The sequence below is a fragment of the Bacteroides timonensis genome (genome assembly GCF_000513195.1).
Lineage (GTDB): Bacteria > Bacteroidota > Bacteroidia > Bacteroidales > Bacteroidaceae > Bacteroides > Bacteroides timonensis.
On the sequence record NZ_CBVI010000007.1, the window covers coordinates 108,144 to 128,585 of the forward strand.

Annotated in this window: 18 protein-coding genes; 12 read left to right on the top strand and 6 right to left on the bottom strand. The window is 41.9% G+C overall.

What is annotated here, in order from left to right; translation table 11 throughout:
* Positions 1–87: 87 nt before the first annotated feature.
* The gene (leuS, locus tag BN161_RS02500) at positions 88–2,925 is read right to left on the bottom strand and encodes a leucine--tRNA ligase (RefSeq protein WP_044262753.1); all 2,838 of its coding nucleotides are present in this window, start codon (positions 2,923–2,925) and stop codon (positions 88–90) included.
* 656 nt (positions 2,926–3,581) lie between these two features.
* Here leuS and BN161_RS02505 point away from each other — a divergent pair.
* A complete protein-coding gene (locus tag BN161_RS02505) occupies positions 3,582–4,460 on the top strand; it encodes a DMT family transporter (protein ID WP_044262755.1) in 879 nt (292 codons plus the stop codon).
* A 22-nt stretch (positions 4,461–4,482) separates the two neighbouring features.
* On the opposite strand, the gene BN161_RS02510 is transcribed toward BN161_RS02505, so the two are convergent.
* A complete protein-coding gene (locus tag BN161_RS02510; protein WP_081743614.1) occupies positions 4,483–4,968 on the bottom strand; it encodes a DUF3836 domain-containing protein in 486 nt (161 codons plus the stop codon).
* A 306-nt stretch (positions 4,969–5,274) separates the two neighbouring features.
* Here BN161_RS02510 and BN161_RS02515 point away from each other — a divergent pair, with 306 nt between their 5' ends.
* On the top strand, positions 5,275–6,597 hold the full coding sequence (locus tag BN161_RS02515) for an ATP-binding protein (RefSeq protein WP_044262759.1): 1,323 nt from the start codon (positions 5,275–5,277) through the stop codon (positions 6,595–6,597).
* A 4-nt stretch (positions 6,598–6,601) separates the two neighbouring features.
* Positions 6,602–8,827, top strand: coding sequence for a sensor histidine kinase (locus tag BN161_RS02520; protein WP_044262761.1), 2,226 nt, complete (start codon positions 6,602–6,604; stop codon positions 8,825–8,827).
* 2 nt (positions 8,828–8,829) lie between these two features.
* On the opposite strand, the gene BN161_RS02525 is transcribed toward BN161_RS02520, so the two are convergent.
* Entirely contained in the window at positions 8,830–9,375 is a 546-nt protein-coding gene (locus BN161_RS02525; protein ID WP_044262763.1) for a metalloprotease family protein, read from the bottom strand.
* A 746-nt stretch (positions 9,376–10,121) separates the two neighbouring features.
* Between BN161_RS02525 and BN161_RS30310 the strand changes: the two genes are divergently transcribed.
* From BN161_RS30310 to BN161_RS02535, 3 genes are read left to right on the top strand one after another with little or no spacing between them, the layout of a single operon-like run.
* The gene (locus BN161_RS30310; RefSeq protein ID WP_244436386.1) at positions 10,122–10,322 is read left to right on the top strand and encodes a LemA family protein; all 201 of its coding nucleotides are present in this window, start codon (positions 10,122–10,124) and stop codon (positions 10,320–10,322) included.
* 7 nt (positions 10,323–10,329) lie between these two features.
* The gene (locus BN161_RS30315; RefSeq protein WP_244436387.1) at positions 10,330–10,500 is read left to right on the top strand and encodes a hypothetical protein; all 171 of its coding nucleotides are present in this window, start codon (positions 10,330–10,332) and stop codon (positions 10,498–10,500) included.
* Positions 10,501–10,541: 41 nt separating this feature from the next.
* Complete coding sequence (locus BN161_RS02535) at positions 10,542–11,120, top strand: DUF3137 domain-containing protein (RefSeq protein WP_244436388.1); 579 nt, start codon at positions 10,542–10,544, stop codon at positions 11,118–11,120.
* A 143-nt stretch (positions 11,121–11,263) separates the two neighbouring features.
* On the opposite strand, the gene BN161_RS02540 is transcribed toward BN161_RS02535, so the two are convergent.
* Positions 11,264–11,755 (bottom strand): DUF3836 domain-containing protein, encoded by a 492-nt coding sequence (locus BN161_RS02540; protein ID WP_081743613.1) that lies wholly within the window; start codon positions 11,753–11,755, stop codon positions 11,264–11,266.
* Positions 11,756–12,012: 257 nt separating this feature from the next.
* Here BN161_RS02540 and BN161_RS02545 point away from each other — a divergent pair, with 257 nt between their 5' ends.
* Together BN161_RS02545 and BN161_RS02550 are read left to right on the top strand one after the other, a co-directional pair.
* Positions 12,013–14,271 (top strand): sensor histidine kinase, encoded by a 2,259-nt coding sequence (locus BN161_RS02545; RefSeq protein ID WP_044262765.1) that lies wholly within the window; start codon positions 12,013–12,015, stop codon positions 14,269–14,271.
* Positions 14,272–14,374: 103 nt separating this feature from the next.
* The gene (locus BN161_RS02550; RefSeq protein WP_044262767.1) at positions 14,375–15,235 is read left to right on the top strand and encodes a hypothetical protein; all 861 of its coding nucleotides are present in this window, start codon (positions 14,375–14,377) and stop codon (positions 15,233–15,235) included.
* 13 nt (positions 15,236–15,248) lie between these two features.
* Here BN161_RS02550 and BN161_RS02555 read toward each other — a convergent pair whose 3' ends face one another.
* Positions 15,249–16,067, bottom strand: coding sequence for a DUF5694 domain-containing protein (locus BN161_RS02555; RefSeq protein ID WP_044262769.1), 819 nt, complete (start codon positions 16,065–16,067; stop codon positions 15,249–15,251).
* 195 nt (positions 16,068–16,262) lie between these two features.
* Between BN161_RS02555 and BN161_RS02560 the strand changes: the two genes are divergently transcribed.
* The 4 genes from BN161_RS02560 to BN161_RS29680 all read left to right on the top strand — a co-directional run bounded on the left by BN161_RS02560 (position 16,263) and on the right by BN161_RS29680 (position 19,395).
* Complete coding sequence (locus tag BN161_RS02560) at positions 16,263–16,970, top strand: response regulator transcription factor (RefSeq protein WP_044262771.1); 708 nt, start codon at positions 16,263–16,265, stop codon at positions 16,968–16,970.
* A gap of 244 nt (positions 16,971–17,214) precedes the next feature.
* Positions 17,215–17,640, top strand: a complete 426-nt coding sequence (locus BN161_RS02565) for a DUF3836 domain-containing protein (protein WP_044262773.1) — start codon at positions 17,215–17,217, stop codon at positions 17,638–17,640.
* Positions 17,641–17,963: 323 nt separating this feature from the next.
* The gene (locus BN161_RS02570; RefSeq protein ID WP_244436389.1) at positions 17,964–18,743 is read left to right on the top strand and encodes a hypothetical protein; all 780 of its coding nucleotides are present in this window, start codon (positions 17,964–17,966) and stop codon (positions 18,741–18,743) included.
* Between the two features lie 484 nt (positions 18,744–19,227).
* Positions 19,228–19,395, top strand: coding sequence for a hypothetical protein (locus BN161_RS29680; RefSeq protein WP_167332484.1), 168 nt, complete (start codon positions 19,228–19,230; stop codon positions 19,393–19,395).
* 184 nt (positions 19,396–19,579) lie between these two features.
* Here the strand turns inward: BN161_RS29680 and BN161_RS02575 are convergent, their stop codons facing one another.
* The gene (locus BN161_RS02575) at positions 19,580–20,098 is read right to left on the bottom strand and encodes a DinB family protein (RefSeq protein ID WP_044262775.1); all 519 of its coding nucleotides are present in this window, start codon (positions 20,096–20,098) and stop codon (positions 19,580–19,582) included.
* Between the last annotated feature and the right edge of the window lie 344 nt (positions 20,099–20,442).

The following is a 20,442-nucleotide window of genomic DNA, read 5'->3' on the forward strand; positions in this document are numbered from 1 at the left end:
TAGTTACAAGCTACGAGCTACGAGCTACAAGTGTAGGTAAATGAGACAAGTTGACTTGTCTCTTGTAGCCCGTAGCTCGTAACTAATTTATTTAATAACAATGTTTACGATCTTCTTCGGAACGACAATCACTTTCACTACTGATTTGCCTTCCATCCATTTAGCCGAACGTTCATCTGCCAATACGGTGCTTTGAATGGCTTCTGATGTTTCGTCAGCAGGGAATTCCATATTGAAGCGTGCCTTGCCATTGAAAGATATGGTGTAATTGATTGTATCTTCCACTAGATATTCTTCGTTGTAAGCAGGCCACTTGGCATCGCAAACTGAGTCTGCATGGCCCAGTGTATCCCACAACTCTTCACATACGTGCGGAGCGAAAGGAGCCAATACGATAACCAGTTGATTCAATATCTCCTTCTTACTGCATTTCAGGCTGAATAACTCGTTTACACAGATCATGAAAGCACTGACGGAAGTATTGTAAGAGAACTGTTCAATATCGCCCGTTACTTTCTTAATCAGTTTATGCAAAGATTTCAGTTCTTCCTTGGTTGCAGGCTCATCCGTCACCATATAGTTTCCGTTACGGTCGTAGAACAGTGACCAGAACTTCTTGATGAAGCGGTACACACCGTCGATACCGTTCGTATCCCAAGGCTTGGATTGCTCTACCGGACCGAGGAACATCTCGTACATACGCAATGTATCCGCACCGTATTTCTCAACAATCATATCGGGATTAACGACGTTGAACATGGATTTACTCATCTTCTCCACAGCCCAGCCGCAGATGTATTTACCGTCTTCCAGGATAAATTCAGCGTTGGCAAATTCAGGACGCCATGCTTTGAAAGCTTCGAGGTCCAAAATATCATTGGATACGATATTTACATCCACATGGAGTGGGGTAGTGTCGTACTGATTCTTCAGATTCAGAGAAACGAACTTGTTGCTATCTTTGATACGGTAAACGAAGTTACTCCGTCCCTGTATCATGCCTTGGTTCACCAACTTCTGGAACGGTTCTTCCACGATAGACACTCCTACATCGTGCAGGAATTTATTCCAGAAACGTGAATAAATCAAGTGCCCCGTAGCATGTTCCGTACCACCTACATAGAGGTCGACGCTTTTCCAGTATTCATCTATTTTCTTATCAACCAATGCTTTGTTATTATGCGGGTCCATATAGCGCAGATAGTAAGCGCTGGAACCTGCAAAGCCCGGCATGGTATTCAGTTCAAGAGGGAATACAGTAACGTTATCTATCTTTTCATTCTCTACCACACATTTGTTTACGGTATCCCAAGCCCATTTGGTAGCATGTCCCAACGGTGGTTCTCCGGTTTCGGTAGGAAGGAATTTGGCAACTTCCGGCAATTCAAGCGGCAGACAGCTTTCATCGATCATATAAGGCATTCCATCCTTGTAGTAAACCGGGAACGGTTCACCCCAGTAGCGCTGGCGGGAGAAGATAGCGTCACGAAGACGATAATTCACTTTTACGCGTCCCAGATTATGTTCTTTTACGTAGCTCTTGGTCTTTTCGATAGCTTCTTTGATGGTCAGTCCGTTCAATGTAAGATCACAGTAAGGAGTTACATCAGGTCTCGGAGAGTTGCAAACGATCCCTTCTTTGGCATCAAAGCTTTCTTCGCTGACATCGCAACCTTCTACCAACGGACGGATTTCCAATCCGAAATGTTTGGCGAAAGCATAGTCACGGCTATCGTGTGCAGGTACAGCCATGATGGCACCTGTACCATAACCGGCAAGTACATAGTCGCTGATCCAGATGGGCACTGCCTCACCTGTGAAAGGATTAATGGCATAACTTCCGGAGAATACACCCGTCACGCTGCGGTCTGTGATACGATCACGTTCGGTACGTTTCTTTGTACGTTCCAGATAAGCGTTAACTTCGTCCTTTTGCTCAGGAGTAGTCAGCTGGGCTACCAATTCGCTTTCCGGGGCCAACACCATGAAAGTAACACCGAACATCGTATCTGCACGAGTGGTGAAGATGGTAAATTCCAGATCGCTGTCTTTTACTTTGAACTGCACTTCGGCACCTTCGCTGCGACCGATCCAGTTTCTTTGAGTTTCTTTCAGAGAATCTGTCCAATCGATAGTATCCAGTCCGTCCAACAAGCGTTGTGAATAGGCAGAAACGCGAAGACACCATTGACGCATCTTCTTCTGAACTACGGGGAAACCTCCGCGTTCGGATACACCGTCTATCACTTCATCGTTGGCCAAAACCGTACCCAATTGGGCACACCAGTTTACCATCGTTTCACCCAGATAGGCGATACGATAGTTCATCAGGATTTCCTGTTTCTCTTTCTCGTTCTTGGCTTTCCATTCTTCGGCAGTGAAGCTGAGTTCTTCGCCACAAGCCACATTCATGCCGTTGGTACCTACTTGCTCGAAAGCCTGTATCAGCTCTTCGATAGGGCGGGCCTGTTGTTCATCATTGCAATAATAGCTGTTGAACATCTTCTGGAATGCCCATTGCGTCCAATGATAATATTCCGGTTCGCACGTACGGATTTCGCGGCTCCAGTCGAAACAGAAACCTATCTTATCCAACTGCTCACGGTAGCGGTCGATATTGTTGATCGTAGTAATTGCAGGATGTTGTCCTGTTTGTATAGCATATTGTTCGGCGGGAAGTCCGTAAGCATCATATCCCATGGGATTTAGTACATTGAAGCCCTGCAGTCGTTTGTAACGAGCATAAATGTCCGAAGCGATGTATCCCAGCGGGTGTCCTACGTGTAGGCCCGCACCGGAGGGGTAGGGGAACATGTTTAGTACATAGTACTTCTGCTTCGTCTCATCTTCCTTCACTTGGTAGGTTTTCTCTTCCACCCACCTTTTCTGCCACTTCTTTTCAATCTCCCTGAAATTGTACTCCATAATGTTTTTCTTTCGTTATTTTATGGTTGATACTTAGTTATATACTTTATTAAACGGTGCAAATTTACAGGTTTATTTTCAGATTCATAGCTTAGTACAATAAAAAAGTATCTGTCCGGACCGTACCAGGGATGCACTTGCTTCGTACCAAAGCCGTACTTTCTCCGTGTAGAGGTACTTTTGACCGGAGAATGTATGGAGCAAGTGCGGCTCGGATATGTTTCAGACAGGTAGCGGAACATTATGAAAATATATATTTTTTCCTGTTTAGTGATAAAGTAGCAGAAAAGGTAGAAAAAATATAAATAAATACTTGACAAAGTGATTTTTATTGCTTATATTTGTGAAGTGCTTATTAAAACTAATTCAAGTAATGTAATACAAAAAATGGCTAAGTTAATTCAATAGGATTTTACACAAAAGTGTTTTTAGGATATTTCAAGGGATGAAGTCTGAGAAGATTAAATCCCTTTTTGTTTATTTTTCTGCCAGATTGCTGAAAAACACTCTAATCATATTGTTAATAAACGTGGGTAAAGTTTTTTAAAAACGTCACCCTTATTTATTAAAAACGTTTTCGGTGTCTATTAAATCCCTTGTTTTATTGTACAAAAAGTAGAAATGGTATATCTTTGCCTCCAATTTATCGGGAACATATGAATGAGAAGAAAAATTACACCTATCATCTGATAGCGATCTTCACCGTAGGAGTGTGGGGATTAACTTTTATCTCCACCAAAGTTTTAATAGCCAATGGACTTTCTCCGAAAGAAATATTTCTGCTTCGTTTTCTGATTGCTTATATTGGTATCTGGTTTATATCTCCCCGCAAGCTGTTTGCAAATAACTGGAAGGATGAACTTTGGTTGTTGTTGGGTGGCATCACAGGCGGTTCCGTCTATTTTCTGACGGAGAATATGGCTTTGGGCATTACATTGGCTACCAATGTGGCGTTTATTGTTTGTACGGCTCCGCTGCTCACCACTATCTTTTCATTGATGATTTATAAGAAAGAAAAGGCTACCCGTACTTTGATAGGCGGTTCACTGATGGCATTGGTAGGGGTGGCAATGGTGGTTTATAATGGGAGTTTTGTTTTGAAAATATCTCCGTTGGGCGATTTTCTGACTTTGGTTGCTGCTCTTTCATGGGCATTCTATAGTTTGATAATGAAGAAGATGACAGGGAGGTACAATACTATCTTTATTACCCGTAAGATATTTTTCTATGGCATATTGACTACGCTTCCCGTCTTTATGTTTCAACCTTGGAAGGCTGATCTTTCTTTGCTCATTCAGCCTTCCGTTCTGTTGAATTTATTGTTTCTGGGTGTGGTTGCTTCCCTAATTTGTTTTGTAATTTGGAATATCGTACTGAAAAATCTGGGAACGGTACGCGCTTCCAACTATATTTATCTCAATCCGCTGTTCACTTTGGTAGGATCGGCTATCCTGTTGGATGAACATCTCACAATTATTGCACTGATTGGGGCAGGCTGTATTATGGGTGGGGTGTATATTGCAGGAAAGAAGTAACGCGTATTTGCAACACATGAATTTATTTTTTTGCAAATAGAATGATATTCTCCGGTTGCGTGCTGTGTTCTGCCGTCAGGTTCCAGGAATTGTCTTTCTTGTTCCATTTATAGCTTTGGTAATTCGCACCCATTGCGTTTATCTGGTAAACAGCTTTTGCTTTTACATCAGCGTAAGCGTTCGTTTTGCTGTTCCATGCTACGTATTCCACGTTTATATTCGTTCCGTCATAAGAGAAGTTCAGGCAATATTGCTTCTCAAAACTTTGGTTCTCCTTGTTCCATTTCAGTACCTCTTTGGCTGATACACGTCCTTCGGCATTGTACGCATAGTTATACTGCAAATGATGATGCAGATACTTCTTGTTTTCTACTTTGAATACGGTTTCCGTCTTTATGCGACCCTCGTTCATTTCCGTGTTGTAGGCGAAGCCTTCCAGATTGTTTCCGCTTACTGCGTTTACTACTGATGTCAATGCAAATACTACTGATAATACTAAAGCTTTCATAATGATTTTATTTTTTAAGTTATACATTCTTGTTTCTTTCGATGTTGCAAAGATAGGGCAGGGGCGCGAGGATGAATGTTATCACAACGTTATCGTTAGGTTAACGCAGAAGTCCCGTTGATTTTATCAACTGCAAATGCAGCTTTGTATCTTGGTAAGTACGTCCCGGATACATCCAGGGTAGGGTGGTGGAGTGATGGGATAGTAGATGTTTTTTCAGAATTTACCAGATATTTCTTTTTCAAAAAGAAAGTTTTTTGTATTTTTGTCTTTTTAAGAAGGAAAGAAATTAAATAAACTGTCTTTATGAAAAAGAAGGAATTACTAAAACAGTTGATTGCAGGTTTCCAGGCAGGATTACTTGTGGAAGTATATCCCCGTGAATTGGCGTTGCCCGTAGATAGTAACAAGATAATTACGGTTCCGGGTGTAAGGCGTTGTGGCAAATCTTCTTTATTCTTGTTGGCAATCAATCAATTGATTTCGGAGAAAGGCATCCGGAAGGAGCAGATACTTTTTCTGAATTTCGATGATGAGCGTTTGCAATTCAATGCTGAAAATTTGGATGAGATTCTGCAGGCTTACCGGGAGCTATATCCTGATATTTCACTGAAAGATGTATATATGTTCTTTGATGAAATACAAATGACAGAAGATTGGCAACCATTTGTGCGCAGGGTGTATGAACAGGAGTGTAAGCACATCTTTATAACAGGCAGTAACTCGAATATGCTTTCGTCGGAACTTGCCACTTCTTTGCGAGGCCGTACATTACAGTACGAAGAGTTTCCTCTTTCATTTCGGGAATATTGTTCATTCGTAGGCGTAGATACCAATTATTATGTACCCGAATATCGGGCACGTATTGTAAACGCCTTTAAAGAGTACCTGCATCAAGGTGGTTTTCCTGAAGTTAGTCTTGCCATTCCTATGTTGAAGGATCGTATTTTGCAGGAATATTTCTTTGTAATGCTCTATAAGGATTTAGTAGAAAGATATGAAATAAAGAATCCGGAGCCTGTCCGTTACTTTATCAAGAGAGTGATGAGTAATTTGACGAAACCGACCTCTATCAATCGTATTTATAACGAATTGAAATCGCAGGGAGTCAGTATCGGAAAGAATACCTTGTATGACGTAATTGTACAGACTGAATCTATTTATCTGTTTTTCCCGTTAACGAAATATGAACCCTCACTCATGAAAGAGAATAGTGGAGATAAGAAATATTATTGTATTGATAATGGTTTACGCTCTGTGTTGCTTAATCCTCAAAGTGAAGATAATGGCAAATTGCTTGAGAATACCGTTTATCTTCATTTACGCCGGAATTTGCCAATACAAGGAGGTTTACATTACTATAAGGGTAAAAAAGAATGTGATTTTGTAATTACTAATCATGAAGAAGTGATTCACTTGATTCAAGTGACCTATACTTTGCACGATGAAGATACCCGTCAGCGGGAAATAGACGGCCTTTTGGAAGCGGCTCAAGCTACGGGATGCCGTGAATTACTCATTCTGACTCTTGAAGAAGAGGAAGAAATAAATGCCGATGAATATACGATTCATGTCCTTCCTGTATGGAAGTGGATGTTGAAAACGCTATCTTTGTCCCCCAAACAATAGCAAGATGAAGCTTCGTTCACTCTATATCCTCTCTATCATAGGATTATTTCTCGTTGTGGTGATACAATTGGGAGGCATGATATATGCTTATGACAGCTATAAAAATGAGGCGAAGCGTACACTGAACGAATGTTTCCGGCAGGCTTTTATAGAAACGGTAGATAACCAGGTGAATAACCTGCCTTTTCCTGACAATACCATACCTTGTTATTCGTACATCCGCAGAGATGAAAAGATGTCTTATGATGAACTGGTATTTCTTGGATATCAGCAAGTGGCTTCTTTTCTGGAAGATGCTTATCACGTGGAGATACCTTTGGATGAGATGGAGAAGGTATTGGAAAAGAAGCTGAAATGGAAGAACATTGATAGGACCGTATGGATTGATTCGGTAGAAGATCACAGTAAATATTCCGCTTACAGACGTTTCAAAACGGTTATTTCGGAGCAAGCATGGCTGAATGAGGGTAAGGGGAAAGCGATAGAAGCTGCCATCATTTCTCCTTTCCTTCCACTTGTAAAGGATGTGTTTTTCCTGTTCCTTCCTACTTTGTTATTGACTGCTTTCCTCATTTACAGCTGGGCACAGCAGATGAAGTATATCATCAGCCAGCGCCGGGGGATTGAAGAACAGCGCTCTGCTTTCTATGCTTTGGCGGAGAAAATGAGATTGCCGATAGGTAAGGTACGCCGGCAGATTCCCGAACAACAGTGGGAGGCCATAGAAACATCGAGCAGGCAGATTCTGGATATGACGGAGCAAACACTTTCCATGGCTAAAGAAGAGGAACGGAAACGCCAGGCCCGTAAACAACATTCATTTAAGGTATTCTTCATAGTCAGTCTGCTGGCAAGTTGTTTGTTGATGGTAGCTTGGTTTGCCTATTTGTACCGTACAGCTGCCCGTGAGACTGCTTATCAGGTGAATGATTGTTTTGAAGCAGCTTTCTATGATGAGGTGATGTATAATCGTTATCGACATTTCCTTTCACATGTCACAAAAGTAGGGGCGTACAAAGATGTGAGCATTTTAGAAGAGACTCCTTTCGCTAAAGAGCAACAGAAGTTTCTGCGGGGAAAGGAATCGGAGTATGTGATAAACCGTTTGTTTGTGGTACATACCTATAACACGATTGACCAAAACTATCGCCTTCGGTCAGCCTTGATCGTGCAGCAGAGAATCAATCAGGACAGTATAGAGATACCTATGTCTTCTTTCTTTCTGGATTCGGTATTTGCCGGGCATTTGAGCCGGTTGGGCATGAAGTCGTGTAGTGGTATTCGCCAGTTTCTCCGTTCTTCGGACAGTACGGTTGTGCAGGTTGGATACGCCTCTCCAAAGTATGGGGATTATACTTCTCAGTTTATTCCTTTGAAAGAAGATAGTACGCTTTGCGTGCAGGGAGTTGTGAAGAACCCTTATCGTTATGTGGCGACTTCTATCTGGTATCTTTTGCTGCCCTTATGGATTACATTCCTGGTAATGCTCGATTGTATCTTCGGTCAGGTGAAAGTGCTTCGGATGCAACATCGCCTGGAGCAGTTTCAGAAAGACTTTACTTACGCTATGATTCATGATATGAAGTCTCCGTTGAACTCCATACTGATGGCGGCACATGTGCTGGCAGGGGGGAAACTGGCGGATAAGCCTGAAAAAGAAGAGAAATACCGACGGGTGATGACGGAAGAAAGCGAGCATCTGCTGGCTTTATCGAACAGGGTATTGATGCTGACACAATTGGACGAAGGGCATTTGGAGTTGCATAAGGAAGAAGTCGCCCTGCGCCCCTTGCTCGATGATCTGATAGCGAAGATTTCTTTGAAATCTAATAAAAAAGTGGAATTTAATACGGTTTATCACCGTTGTGAGACGGTCTATGCGGATGCTTTCTGCCTGCGTGAAGTGCTGGGAAACTTATTGGACAATGCGATCAAGTATTCTCGTGAAGAGGTGAAAATAGACATTATCTGTGAGTCGGAAAGGGGAGTCTGCAAAATTAAGGTATGCGATAACGGGTTGGGTATCTCCTTGAAAGACCAATCGCGCATCTTCAATCGCTTTGAACGTTCTGCGGCGGCGGCACGCAGTAGTAAAGGGGGTGCCACAGGTTTTGGCTTAGGTTTGAACTATGTGCAGCAAGTGATGCTGGCGCATGAGGGCAGGGTAGAAGTGGAGAGTGAAGAAGCCCGTTTTAGTGAGTTTACTCTTTATTTTCCGGCACGATCCTGATTTTACCATATATGGAATCGCAACTCCTGTGAACAGTCGTTGATAAATGCACCTTTGCCGAATGAACGCAGTTTCCAGAGGATGCAGATGTCGTCCATGCTACCGATAAGTAAGAATGTTCCGAATAATGTGAAATAATAATTCCCTGTTGCCATGCCATACAAAAGCGGAAGGATGCCTAGCAACAGAATAGGTAAGAAGCAGGTTGTGCGATATTGCCACATTCTGATGGGTTCGTTGCAGTGGCAGAAACGTATGCCTCCCTTATGCTTTACGAAAGAGATGGACCGGAAACCTTTGGGCGAAAAGATTCCGAAGAATAGTGCATGAAGCAATAGATTTACTCCAAAGCCTGCCAAGGCGCACGACCAGAATATCAGCAATGATACATGAGCCATATCTTCTCCATGTATCCATCGGAATAAGAGCAGTATGGGTACTGTAAAAAGGATTGCAGCTAGTATTCCATACTTGTTGATCTTATTTCCCGAAACCATGATTTCGGTTCCTTTCTTGCTTTGTACAATTGAGATATCCGCTTTCATCATTCGTTCTTTCTATTAATTGAAGAATATACTTGCAATGGCGTGTTTGAGTCCTGTGTACGCAGGATTGACTGTGGCCATTAATACGTAAGCTGCCAAAACGATTGTAATACCTTTTGCAAATTCGATTCCTATTTTCTGAAATTTTTTCATGACTTGTTTAGATACATTGGGGTTATTTCGATGTTGCAAAGGTAAGGCGGCAGGGAGCGAAGGAATGTTATCGCAATGTTATCTTTAGGTTAACGATTATAAGTCGGTATGCAAGTTTAGTAAGGTATAAAGAGCTAATAAAACTTGCTGGCTGAATAAATCCTTTCTGATGGGTAATGAGGTAATTCACCACAGAATTCATTACTACACCAGCATGAATTAGATCATTATCCTTAGTTTTGTCTGTTATTCTATTGGACTATTCCCCTTATAATTGAAAATATTCCCTTGCTTCTTCTCTGTTTAATGATAATAATCAGTTGAAAAACAAAGATTTATAATAAAAATGAGACTCTTTATTTGTCCCCCCTGTTTCTTTCCTGTTTTATGTCTATCTTCTTATTTTTGTTCCGTTCTCGTAAGTAGATACAATACAACTATTATTAATCTATATCAGAAAGTAAAATTATGGAAAATCAGGGAATACTTCTTTATATCGGAATAGCCCTTATCATCTTATTGGTACTTTGGTATATCTGGACTGCCAATAATCTGATTGCAAAACGGAATCGGGTAAAGCAATGCCGTAGCGGCATTTGCGTGGCATTGAAGATACGGAATTGCAACTGCAAGCCATACGCCGCACCTATAATGCTGCGGTCACCGACTATAATAACTCCATTGAGATGTTTCCCTCTTCCATCGTGGCCGGCCGGCAGAATCATCATCAGGAAGAACTGATTGATATTCCCGAACAGGAACAGCAGAATGTGGATGTCAGTGCACTTTTAAAGTAGATGTAATATGGAATCAATTGACTTCAGAAGCCTTTCCGAAAGGCTTCGTACCGAACTCTCCCGTGTATATTTCCGGCAGAAGATCGTTCGTATTCTGAGCATTATAGTCTATCTCTTTGTCTTTTGTTGGATGATGTTCGTCCTGTTTGGGGGTATCTTGTTGGATACATCGGCTTAGAGAACTACAGTGTGGTTACGCAATACATTTTCCCGGTTTTTATGGGATTTATTGTGCTGAACTTCGCATTCAGCCGCTCTCTTATGAAATTCCAAGGGCAGGAAAATTATATCATGCGCAGCATTATGTCTGCGATGTTTCCATCCGTTCTTTTCTCCTTCGCTTCGCAACTGGACCAGCGTATATTATCCGGTAGCAGACTCTTTAATTCTTCTTTTTCCGATCCGGCATTGGCGGCTACCACCTATGCTTATCTGGAACAAAAGGTCGGCTATCTGGCAGAGAATATCCAGGGCTTGAAGAAACGCTATAATGCCCGTTTCGTTCATCTGGAAGACCCGGATTTCGAGAAGTATTTCGTGGTTTATGCCGATGACGAAGTAACTGCCCGTATGATACTTACACCGGCAATCATGCGTCAGATTACCCGTCTGCGCGAAACATTCGGGCACGATATGATGCTCTTTTTCAGCAAAGATACTTTTTACTATGCGGGAGTGATGCCCGACGGCTTCCTCTGTCTTCGCAAGCAGGCACTGGACAATGAACATCTGCTTGAAGAGATATACAATGACATAAATCTTGCCTGTCAGGTGACAGATGAACTAAGGCTAAACTAATTACATAATTAATTATCCTCTGAATATTCTAAACACGAAGATTGACTTTAAGTGATAATTGCAAACGCGGCTGTCTGAAAGATTATCTTTCGGCAGCCGAGTTTTTCAGTAGAAACTGTAAGAGAGAATTCTTGTTAGAGTAATCAGAAGTTATCTTTCTTATTCCAGTTGTAAGCCATGTAGCTCATGCCGTTCTCGTTCATCTGGTAAACGGCTTTGGCTTTCACATTTGTGTAGTCACCGGCTTTGCTGTTCCATGCTATATATTCCACGTTTACTTCGTTGTCGGTGTAGCTGAAGTTGAGGCAATACAGCTTTTCAAATCGACTGTTGTCCTGGTTCCATTTCAGGATTTCCTTTGCGGATACACGTCCTTTTTCATCATGTGTGTAGTTGTATTGCAGGTGGCGTTCCAGGTACTTGCCTTCTTTTACTTTATAGACTGTCTGGGTTTCTACACCGTTTTCCTGTTTTTCACTGTTGTAAGCGAAACCTTTTACGTTGTTACCACTTACTGCGTTTACTACTGATGTCAATGCGAATACTACTGATAATACTAGAGCTTTCATAATGATTTTATTTTTTAAGTTATACATTTCGTTACTTTTGATGTTGCAAAGATAGGGCAGGGGCATGAGGATGAATGTTATCGTAATGTTATCATTAGGTTAACGACATTTTTGCTACTTTGGGAAGCTCTCTTGTTTTTTAGAGTTGTATGTATTTTTATATTCCTCTTTTAATCAGTGAGATGCTGATTTCCGTTCGTTTCTTTTCATCGTACCTTGCCATTGGCTGGAAAGAACGCATTCTCATCGCATATAAAAAGTAGTACATTACTCCGTGATCCATAGTTATTTGCTATTTTTGCAGGCGAATATAAACGGATAAGATGAAATTACGTACTGTCATCTCTCTTTCACTTGTGAGTCTGATTGTTGTTGTGTTGATACAGTTGGGTGGAATGCTTTATGCTTTCCATGCACAGATGCAGGAAGCGGAGAAGTTACTAAACAAGTGTTTTCGGATGTCTTTCACGGAGACAGTGGATAATTTGGTGAACAACCTTCCTTATCCTGATAATTCAGTAGCTATCATAGCGTATGCCCCTAATCCCAAATACAAGCGGATTGATGGGAATGAAAAGAATAAGCGTACTTACCAGCAGGCGGCACAGACTTTGCAACGGGTGTATGGAATAAAAGAAATTCCGTTAGCTACCATAGACAGCGTGTTGCACAATAAGTTGCGGAAATTAGACATGGATGGAACGCTGACCGTGGAGCGAATTAATGTAAATACAAATGAGGTGCTGGCAACTACCAATCCTCAGGTAAGTATCCGTAACTTTGCCGCTGTTACTTCCGAAGCTGCTTTTACCTTTAAATCCCGTGGGGAGGCTGTCCGTGCCATTCTTTCTTTTCCTGCCAAGGAGATGGAGAAGAGACTCCTGTTACTGTCATTCATTACATGGCTATTGCTGGGTACGGCTTTCTATGCCTTGATTGTACAGATGAAGTCGGTATTCCGTCAGCGGCATAACTTGCAGAAACAACAACAGGACTTCTATACGTTGGCCGAAGAAATGAAACATCCCGTCAGCCGGATGAAGAACTTGATAACCACAGAAAACTGGCAAGAGATAGAGGCACAAAGCAACGTACTCTTTGAGAGAACCAATGCTACTCTGGCACATGCCAAAGCAGAAATCCGGCAAGGAAGTACAGGCAGGCCTATTTCTCTTAAAGCAATTTCTATAGTCAGCCTGACGGGAGTATTCCTGTTGCTGGCTGTCTGGTCGGGATATTTGTATTATACGACCTCTCAAAAGATACGGTATCAGGTGGAGGAGCAATTGGAAGAGGCTTTCTACCGGGAGGCAGACTTACATAGGTATCCGCTTTTCACTAAGGCTAACCCTGATTTTAATTGGGATAGCTCGCCGGGAGAATTTCTCCCTTATCCGCGGCGTATGATGGACGAGCTTTATAAGGTATATCTGGAGAAAGGTTATCGCTACCGGATACAGTTGCTTACCATTCGGCATCTTTACAATAAGTTTGATGAAGGCTTCCGTATGAAGATGGTTTATGATATACAGGATACGATCAGTCTGCGTAGCCGTGTGCCCATTCCGTTCTCCTTGCAGTTTGCCGACAGTGTTTTCAGAAAACAGCTTTTGGAAACAGGTTTTCCGGATAGGGCGGATATCCGTTGGATCAGGTATCCGTCCCGGGAGTTGATACTTTATACTGGTAGTCCGGCTGTTGACTTCGGGGATATTACTACCCGGCTGTTTCCGTTGGATAAGGATAGTACGAGTTGTATCTTTGCTGTGGTTCGTTCACCACAACATACTATTATGAGTACCACATGGTATATGCAGGTTCCGCTGCTTATTGCTTTCCTTTTCGTATCTCTCTGTGTTTTCTTTCAGATACGTATGTTGCGGGCACAGCGTCGGTTGGAGCAGTTTCAGAAGGACTTTACTTACTCCATGATACATGATATGAAGTCACCGTTGCAGTCTGTCATGATGGGAGCGCATATCCTGGCAGGTGGTAAGTTGGCGGATAAGCCGGAGAAGCTGGTCCGCTACAGGCAAGTGATGGGGGATGAGTGCGAACATCTGCTGACACTTTCCAATCGTGTAGTAATGCTGACAGAGATAGACCGTGGAGAACTGGAACTACATAAAGAAGAAATTGCCCTAAGACCGTTGCTGCGGGATATAGCGGAAAAGTATCAGTTGAAAGCGGCGAAGACGGTTCATTTTGATATCGATTGTGAAGAAGGATGTAGTGTTTATGCGGATGCTTTCTGTCTGCGTGAGATACTTTCCAATCTGGTGGACAATGCTGTCAAATACTCTAATGAAGAGGTTCTGATCGTTCTTTCAGGTACAAAGACAGAGGATGGAACCATTGTTAGAGTGCATGATAACGGTATTGGCATCCCTTTGAGCGAACAGCATAAGATATTCAATAAGTTCGAGAGGATTGCTTCCGGTAGTCGTAAGACGGGTGCATCAGGTTTCGGGTTAGGATTGAATTATGTGTTGCAGGTGGTGAGTGCCCACGGCGGTATGGTGAAGGTAGAAAGTATGGAAGGGAGTTACAGTGAATTTACGCTACAATTCCCCTTGCGTTAAAAAAGCCTGCTGGCAAAGATGAAATGTACTCAACTATTTGTTATTCAGATAGCCTTTTACTATTTTTGTATACAGAGTCCGTAAAAAACAAAGGAGGTAGATTATGACACGCAGGGTTGGCATATCTTGGCTCCCAATTCGTTGGGGATTATTTTTTCTGTTCATTTCTGGTTTGCAGTTGCTTTCTGCACAGGAAGATAGTACACGCTTCACTCTTGATAGTATGTTGATAAAGCCGAAAGCTACATATCAGCTTCCATCCGTCAACCTGCTTCCCGAAAAAACCGTATATCCTTTGATAAATCCTATACAGTTAGGTGATTTGCCTTCTTTCTCCTTGAAAGAGGAACTTCGTATCCCTTATCATATAAATCCTTCTCCGCTATTCCGGGGCGATTATAGTACGGGAGGCGTATTAAGGCAATTTCCTCATGGAGCGGTATTCGGTTCCGGGGGCCAGACCAGTATTCCGGGCATCGGGCGTTTCAATAATGCTTCGTTAGGATATCAGCATATCTTTAATGATCGGCTATCATTGCAACTTCGTGCCAATGCCATGAAGATAAATATGTCTCGTATCACCGGGCAAGCCTTCAGTACTGCGGGTAGGCTGACTTATCGTGCTTCCGACCGGGTTGCCTTCAATGTCTTCGGTTCGTATGATATCGGTAATTCTTACGGGATGAGCACTAATAGTTATGGTGCTACGATGTCTCTTGATATGTCCGAACGTTTTGGTATGGAGGTCGGTGCCCAGCGCTATTACGATGCCATGCGTGGAGGTTGGCAGACGGTTCCCGTTGTGATACCTTATTATCGCTTCGAGAAGTTTAAGCTGGGGTTGGATGTAGGCGGAATAATGTACGAGATTCTGCGCAACGTGGTGTTTGATAAACGCGGCAGCGGTGACTTTGGTGGAGGCCCTACGATTAGACCGCCAAAGTTTTCATTTCCGATAAAATAGAAGAAGTAGATATTTACTTCAGGTAATCGTTTATATTCAGTAGTTTGTATTCGGGAGAACATTCAAACAGATAGTTCAGGATGTTCATGTGCGCTGCGCCGAAAATAACCAGTATCCGTTTGCCGGCGGTATCGGGAATCCGCTGGATATTCCTGAGTATCCTTAGATTCCGGTTGAACCATCTTCCGGATTCAAAGTCTGTTCCGGTATAATCGCCTTTGACGGATTCATACTTGAAATGCTTGATAAGATAGTTTCCTAAATCTTTCTTGATATGTACCGGATCGTTGAGATGTATCAGTTGTGCAAGTATCCCTTGCTGCTTGAATATGGGTTCATCTTCATAGTACAAAGCAGAGTCGGGAGAGTTTGAGAAGCTTTCTTCAAAAGCCAGATATTCATTACTTTCATCATCATCCAGCAGTTTCTCTATGTGGGTAGTGTGTGCTCCCCAAGCATCTGCACAGTATATCTTGGCATTGCACATTCGGGCTATTCTGAAACCTAACTGCTGAATTTCATTTCTGTTCAGCTCATGCTTGCCGGTAAGGTATGAGTTATAGAGAGAGTCTATCTCTGACTGTTTGTATAAAGGCCATTCAATGACAATGGCATCCGGTTTGAATTGTGCCAGTTTCTTGGATATTAACTCTATCTCTTTTTGATATTGAGGAGATAGTACATCTATCTGGTCTTCTTCGGATACTTGTTGCACATCCAGATTGGGAAATTCGAAGTGGAAGACCCCCAACGTAAGGACTTCTGCCTGCTGGGCATATCCTTTTGTGAAGAACATGCTTGCGGTAATCAGAATAAGAATGATTTTATTCATTGTAATTACTTTTAGTTTGGTGTCCAAAAGTAATGATTCTTTTTGGCATGACCATACAATCCTGATTCTTGATGTTGTAAAGGTAGGGTAGGAGCAATAAGAATGAATGATATCGCAATGTTATCTTCGGGTTAACGAATAATTTATTACTTTTGTGGCATACAACTGGAAGTTAATACAATTCATATCAAAGACATGGATACAATAAAGTTATTGTTAGTTGAGGACGATCCCAGCCTGCGTTACATCGTTCAGAGCGGATTGGAAGATATCATAGAGGGCTATGAAGTGTTGGCAGCCGCCAATGGTGAAGAAGGATTGGCAATGTGGAGGGAACACCGTCCCGATGTCATTCTCTCGGATATAGAAATGCCCGTCATGGATGGTTATGAGATGGTGAAGCGTATCCGTGAAGTAGATAAAGAGACGCCTATAATCTTTTCTTCCGGTTTGGTTTCTCCCAAAAATGTATTGAGAGGCTATGAGTTGGGAGCCAACAATTATATCAAGAAACCTTTCATTCCCGAAGAACTGGATGCCCATATTCATGCTTTGTTGAAACTCTCCAAAGGTGAAAAGAGTAAGGACGAAAGCGAATGTTACAAGATTGGAAAGGAATATGTGCTTGATGCTACGCACGCCATATTGAAACATTCTTCCGGTGAAAACAAGACATTGACCGCCCGTGAAGCAGGACTGTTGCAAATGCTTTGTGAGAACAGAGGTGATGTAGTACGCCGTGAAGCCATTCTTGATAAGTTCTGGAATACGGAAGATGATTATTTTGCTTCCCGCAGCCTGGATGTATTTGTCACAAAACTCCGTAAGTTGATAGCTGAAGATTCATCAGTCAGCATTAAAACGGTGAAAGGTGTGGGGCTGATGCTGGAAGAAAACGTATAGTTCCTACTATTCGATTACTATATTTATTCGGGGCACTAAACTGTGTCTCGAATATTTTTTTGTCCTTACTGTTCGTTTTCATGCGGACACTTGTCCGGAAATGAACATCGCTTAAAATTGAATATTCATTGATAATCAGCATTTTATTGTTTTGGCACGCCAATTGACTATATATTATCGAAGGCGGTTGACAAAGACTTCCTCTCAAAAATCAAGAAGTAATAACAATAAAAAAATAACGATTATGAAAACGAACTTAATTTCTAAAGCAGTTGTAATGTTAGCAGTAGTAATGGCAAGTGTAATGAACTTTTCTGCAAGTGCCAGCAATCCTACCCAGTACGTAAAGAATGAAGAGATGACCGGCGAGTTGATGACCGCAAAGACTATCTTTAAGAACGAAGACGGACATCTGTACCGCCACCTCCGTTACACCTATACTTACGATAACGAAAATCGTGTAACCAGCAAAGAAGCCTCCAAATGGGATAGTACACAAGAGGCTTGGGTTCCTTACTTCAAGATGGATGTTTCCTATGCCAACAATGAAGTTGAACTTAACTATGCCCGTTGGAATTCCAAGAGCAATGCTTACGACAGCAATATTGAAAAGACTGTTTATGAAATAAATGATGATAATGTTACTTTAATGTTGGCAAGTACAAGATAAAACATCAGTAATTAGGAAGTAAATGCCGGGATGATGAGATTTATATCTCATCATCCCGGTTTTGTTTTGGAATATAAGTTATAAAAGAAATTGCCTTTCTTGCAGATGAACCAGAGAAAATATCTGATTCCAGAAAAAGATGTTATCCGATTCGGGAAAGTGAATCAGATAGAGCAGATGTCAGCTATAAAAGAATTCTTTCGCTCTATGGGGTAAAGTTGGAGTTGTTTGGTAAACTGGGACAATATGATTCGGCATATCACTATTTTCAGAAAGTTATCTCCAGTCCAAATCCTTCTTCGGTGGCCGATGTCTATAATAGTATGGCGAGAATATATCATAAGATATCCCGTGCTTCAGATGCCTATCCTATGCTACAATGCTTTATTGAATTATCCGATACCATACGAAAGTATCGTCATACTGAGGAAGCCATTGCATTGCAAGAGCTTTACAAACACGAACAGCTTTCGGTAGAAAACCTGTATTGGCGCACCCGGGCTGCGCAAAGGCAGCGTAATGTGTATTGGATGACCACAATCTCTTTGCTGTTGGTTTGGGTGGCAAGTGCGGTATATTTCATCTATCGCTGTAACCGTAATCGCCTGATGGCGCAGCAACATCAGCTCGTGCAACAGGAAAAGGAACTGAAGCAACAACGTAAGGTCACTTCCGAGAGTCTTCGTCGCATGGTGGAAATGGAACAAAAAGAAGCAAGGCTGAAGGAAACCTTTTTCAGGAGATTAAGCCAGAAGGTGGTGCAAGAATTAGAGAAGGGCGGCAATGTCATCCTTTCAGATGAAGACTGGGATGACATTGTGCAGAATGCTGATATTATCTTCGACAACTTTACGAAACGCTTGCAGCAGACTTACCCAAGTCTCAATAAAGACGACTTGCGTTACTGCTGCATGGTGAAAATGCAATTATCTCAGTCGAGTATGGCACAAGTGATGCATCTGGAGCGGGATTCCGTGAAGAAACGCCTGAAACGTATCCGTATGCAGATAGTGGTATTACACTGGAAGAACTGCTGTATAACTTTTAAAGTAAAAAGAAAACAACTATATATTTATAAGGTAAAGGAGGATATTCATATCTGAAAAGAAAGGGCTCGTCCCCTTGTTAACTCGTCTCCTCGTCAACTAATTCAAATCCGTGCAAATAGATACCAAGTTCTTCATACTTATATAGTTTGTTTGGTTTGTTGCAAATATATGGGGATTTGAATTGCTGTATTGTATACAAATTTGTTATACCAATTTTGCGGAGATGTTTTATTTGTCTTGGGACTCAGAAGAAGGAGAATGTTGTAAAAATACATCCTCCCGTCTACCTTGCTTGCAGGTATACCAGAGCTGAAGTTTTCAGGTCTAATTTAATAGTCAAAGGTGAGTAGCAATGCAATTGCGTTGCGTTTGCGACTTTTCAGCCGTCCGGCTTCCACATGGCCCGATTTGACTCACCTTTGAGTATTTTATTTTTTATATATATTGATGCTAATTTGCTGCCAAAAGGATACAAAAAAAACGTGGAACGTCACACTTTCAAATGTTCTAGAAGGAACTACCAATCCCAACAACACAAATGAAAGGAACGCCCACGCCTATAGAAACGCAGGCGTTCAGTCATTTTTTACGTGTTGTATGTTATGCCAAAGGCACAACGAAAATTGGTAGTTTTCTAGAACGCAAAAAAGCTGAACGCTTCGATATTTTATTTCAAAGAACAGAAGGGATATCCCTTGCCGATTAACAGCAGCACAAATATAGTAAATTCTTGAATTAAAAAGCTTCTTACTCTTTTATTTTTCCTATAAAGCTTTCTTTTTTACTTTCAAGAAGATGTCAAAAGCTCCATAACCCCAGTGTACAACAGTTTCCTTTTAGGTATTCTATTGATTTATCCAAAAGAAAACTGCCTTTTGAGGCTGATGCCATTACATCCATTTGATAGGATGCCCCAATGTCCGTTTTATCGCTTCCATCTCAGCACTGTGCCACATCTCATGCTTGAAGCACCAGGCAAGGGCTTCGTACTTATTATTGGCAACCGGGTGTTTGAAGGGAATAGGCTCTAAATCCTCTAATAAAATACGGTCGTCCAGACGGGAGAGGTTACTGATACATATCTCATGAACAGCGTCCAGTTGTTTTTTTAGCTCTGCTACAGGAATTAAATTCTTTTCGGCGGAGCGATGCAATGTACCCATTCCATTGAAAACCTTTACGTAATCGACCATCGGAATAAGTTTGCTGACGGCTTCATTCCTCCCGGTGATGCAGACGATGGCATGAAAGTTCTGACTGATAATCAGATGTCCGATTTGCCATGCGAAGTTGGAGTCAGTGCCTTCGGGGATGGTGTACCACAGGTTTTCCGGAACTTCTGATACTAAACGATTCACGAAATTCCGCGATTCAATAATCTGTTCTTTTAAAAAATCAATCTTGCTCATAATTAATTTATTTAAGTTATACATAGTACCGTTGGCGGAGTTAATTCGTTTCTGAGCGGTTATGAACTAAATGGTAATTTATCTTATACTTTTTCTTTCGCTTGTCCGAAAGAAAAAGTATCAAAAAGAAAGGACCCGGGCTGAGTCTTCGGTGCTACTCCGATACTGCCATGCACAGCCGGTGCTCGAACTCGCTACGCTCAGACAATCGCCCCTACCTGTGCCTGCCAGCACCTCCGCCTATGCCCGAGAGCTTCGCTGTGGAAGCGGCTGCGCATTATTACATCCGGCACTCTCACCCGCATGGTCTCCCGGCCTCACTGTAGGGGCCTTAAGCGAAGGTA

Bases quoted from the DNA above. Each gene is read 5' to 3' on its own strand.
- BN161_RS02545 (WP_044262765.1), top strand. From the start codon at position 12,013: ATGAAATTACGTACTGTCATCTCTCTTTCACTTGTGAGTCTGATTGTT.
- BN161_RS02540 (WP_081743613.1), bottom strand. From the start codon at position 11,755: ATGCCCCTGCCCTATCTTTGCAACATCAAAAGTAACGAAATGTATAAC.
- BN161_RS30315 (WP_244436387.1), top strand. From the start codon at position 10,330: ATGGAATCAATTGACTTCAGAAGCCTTTCCGAAAGGCTTCGTACCGAA.
- BN161_RS02505 (WP_044262755.1), top strand. From the start codon at position 3,582: ATGAATGAGAAGAAAAATTACACCTATCATCTGATAGCGATCTTCACC.
- BN161_RS02515 (WP_044262759.1), top strand. From the start codon at position 5,275: ATGAAAAAGAAGGAATTACTAAAACAGTTGATTGCAGGTTTCCAGGCA.
- BN161_RS02510 (WP_081743614.1), bottom strand. From the start codon at position 4,968: ATGAAAGCTTTAGTATTATCAGTAGTATTTGCATTGACATCAGTAGTA.
- BN161_RS02570 (WP_244436389.1), top strand. From the start codon at position 17,964: ATGGCGAGAATATATCATAAGATATCCCGTGCTTCAGATGCCTATCCT.
- leuS (WP_044262753.1), bottom strand. From the start codon at position 2,925: ATGGAGTACAATTTCAGGGAGATTGAAAAGAAGTGGCAGAAAAGGTGG.
- BN161_RS02535 (WP_244436388.1), top strand. From the start codon at position 10,542: ATGGGATTTATTGTGCTGAACTTCGCATTCAGCCGCTCTCTTATGAAA.
- BN161_RS02565 (WP_044262773.1), top strand. From the start codon at position 17,215: ATGAAAACGAACTTAATTTCTAAAGCAGTTGTAATGTTAGCAGTAGTA.
- BN161_RS29680 (WP_167332484.1), top strand. From the start codon at position 19,228: ATGAAAGGAACGCCCACGCCTATAGAAACGCAGGCGTTCAGTCATTTT.
- BN161_RS02525 (WP_044262763.1), bottom strand. From the start codon at position 9,375: ATGATGAAAGCGGATATCTCAATTGTACAAAGCAAGAAAGGAACCGAA.
- BN161_RS02575 (WP_044262775.1), bottom strand. From the start codon at position 20,098: ATGAGCAAGATTGATTTTTTAAAAGAACAGATTATTGAATCGCGGAAT.
- BN161_RS02550 (WP_044262767.1), top strand. From the start codon at position 14,375: ATGACACGCAGGGTTGGCATATCTTGGCTCCCAATTCGTTGGGGATTA.
- BN161_RS02560 (WP_044262771.1), top strand. From the start codon at position 16,263: ATGGATACAATAAAGTTATTGTTAGTTGAGGACGATCCCAGCCTGCGT.
- BN161_RS02555 (WP_044262769.1), bottom strand. From the start codon at position 16,067: ATGAATAAAATCATTCTTATTCTGATTACCGCAAGCATGTTCTTCACA.
- BN161_RS02520 (WP_044262761.1), top strand. From the start codon at position 6,602: ATGAAGCTTCGTTCACTCTATATCCTCTCTATCATAGGATTATTTCTC.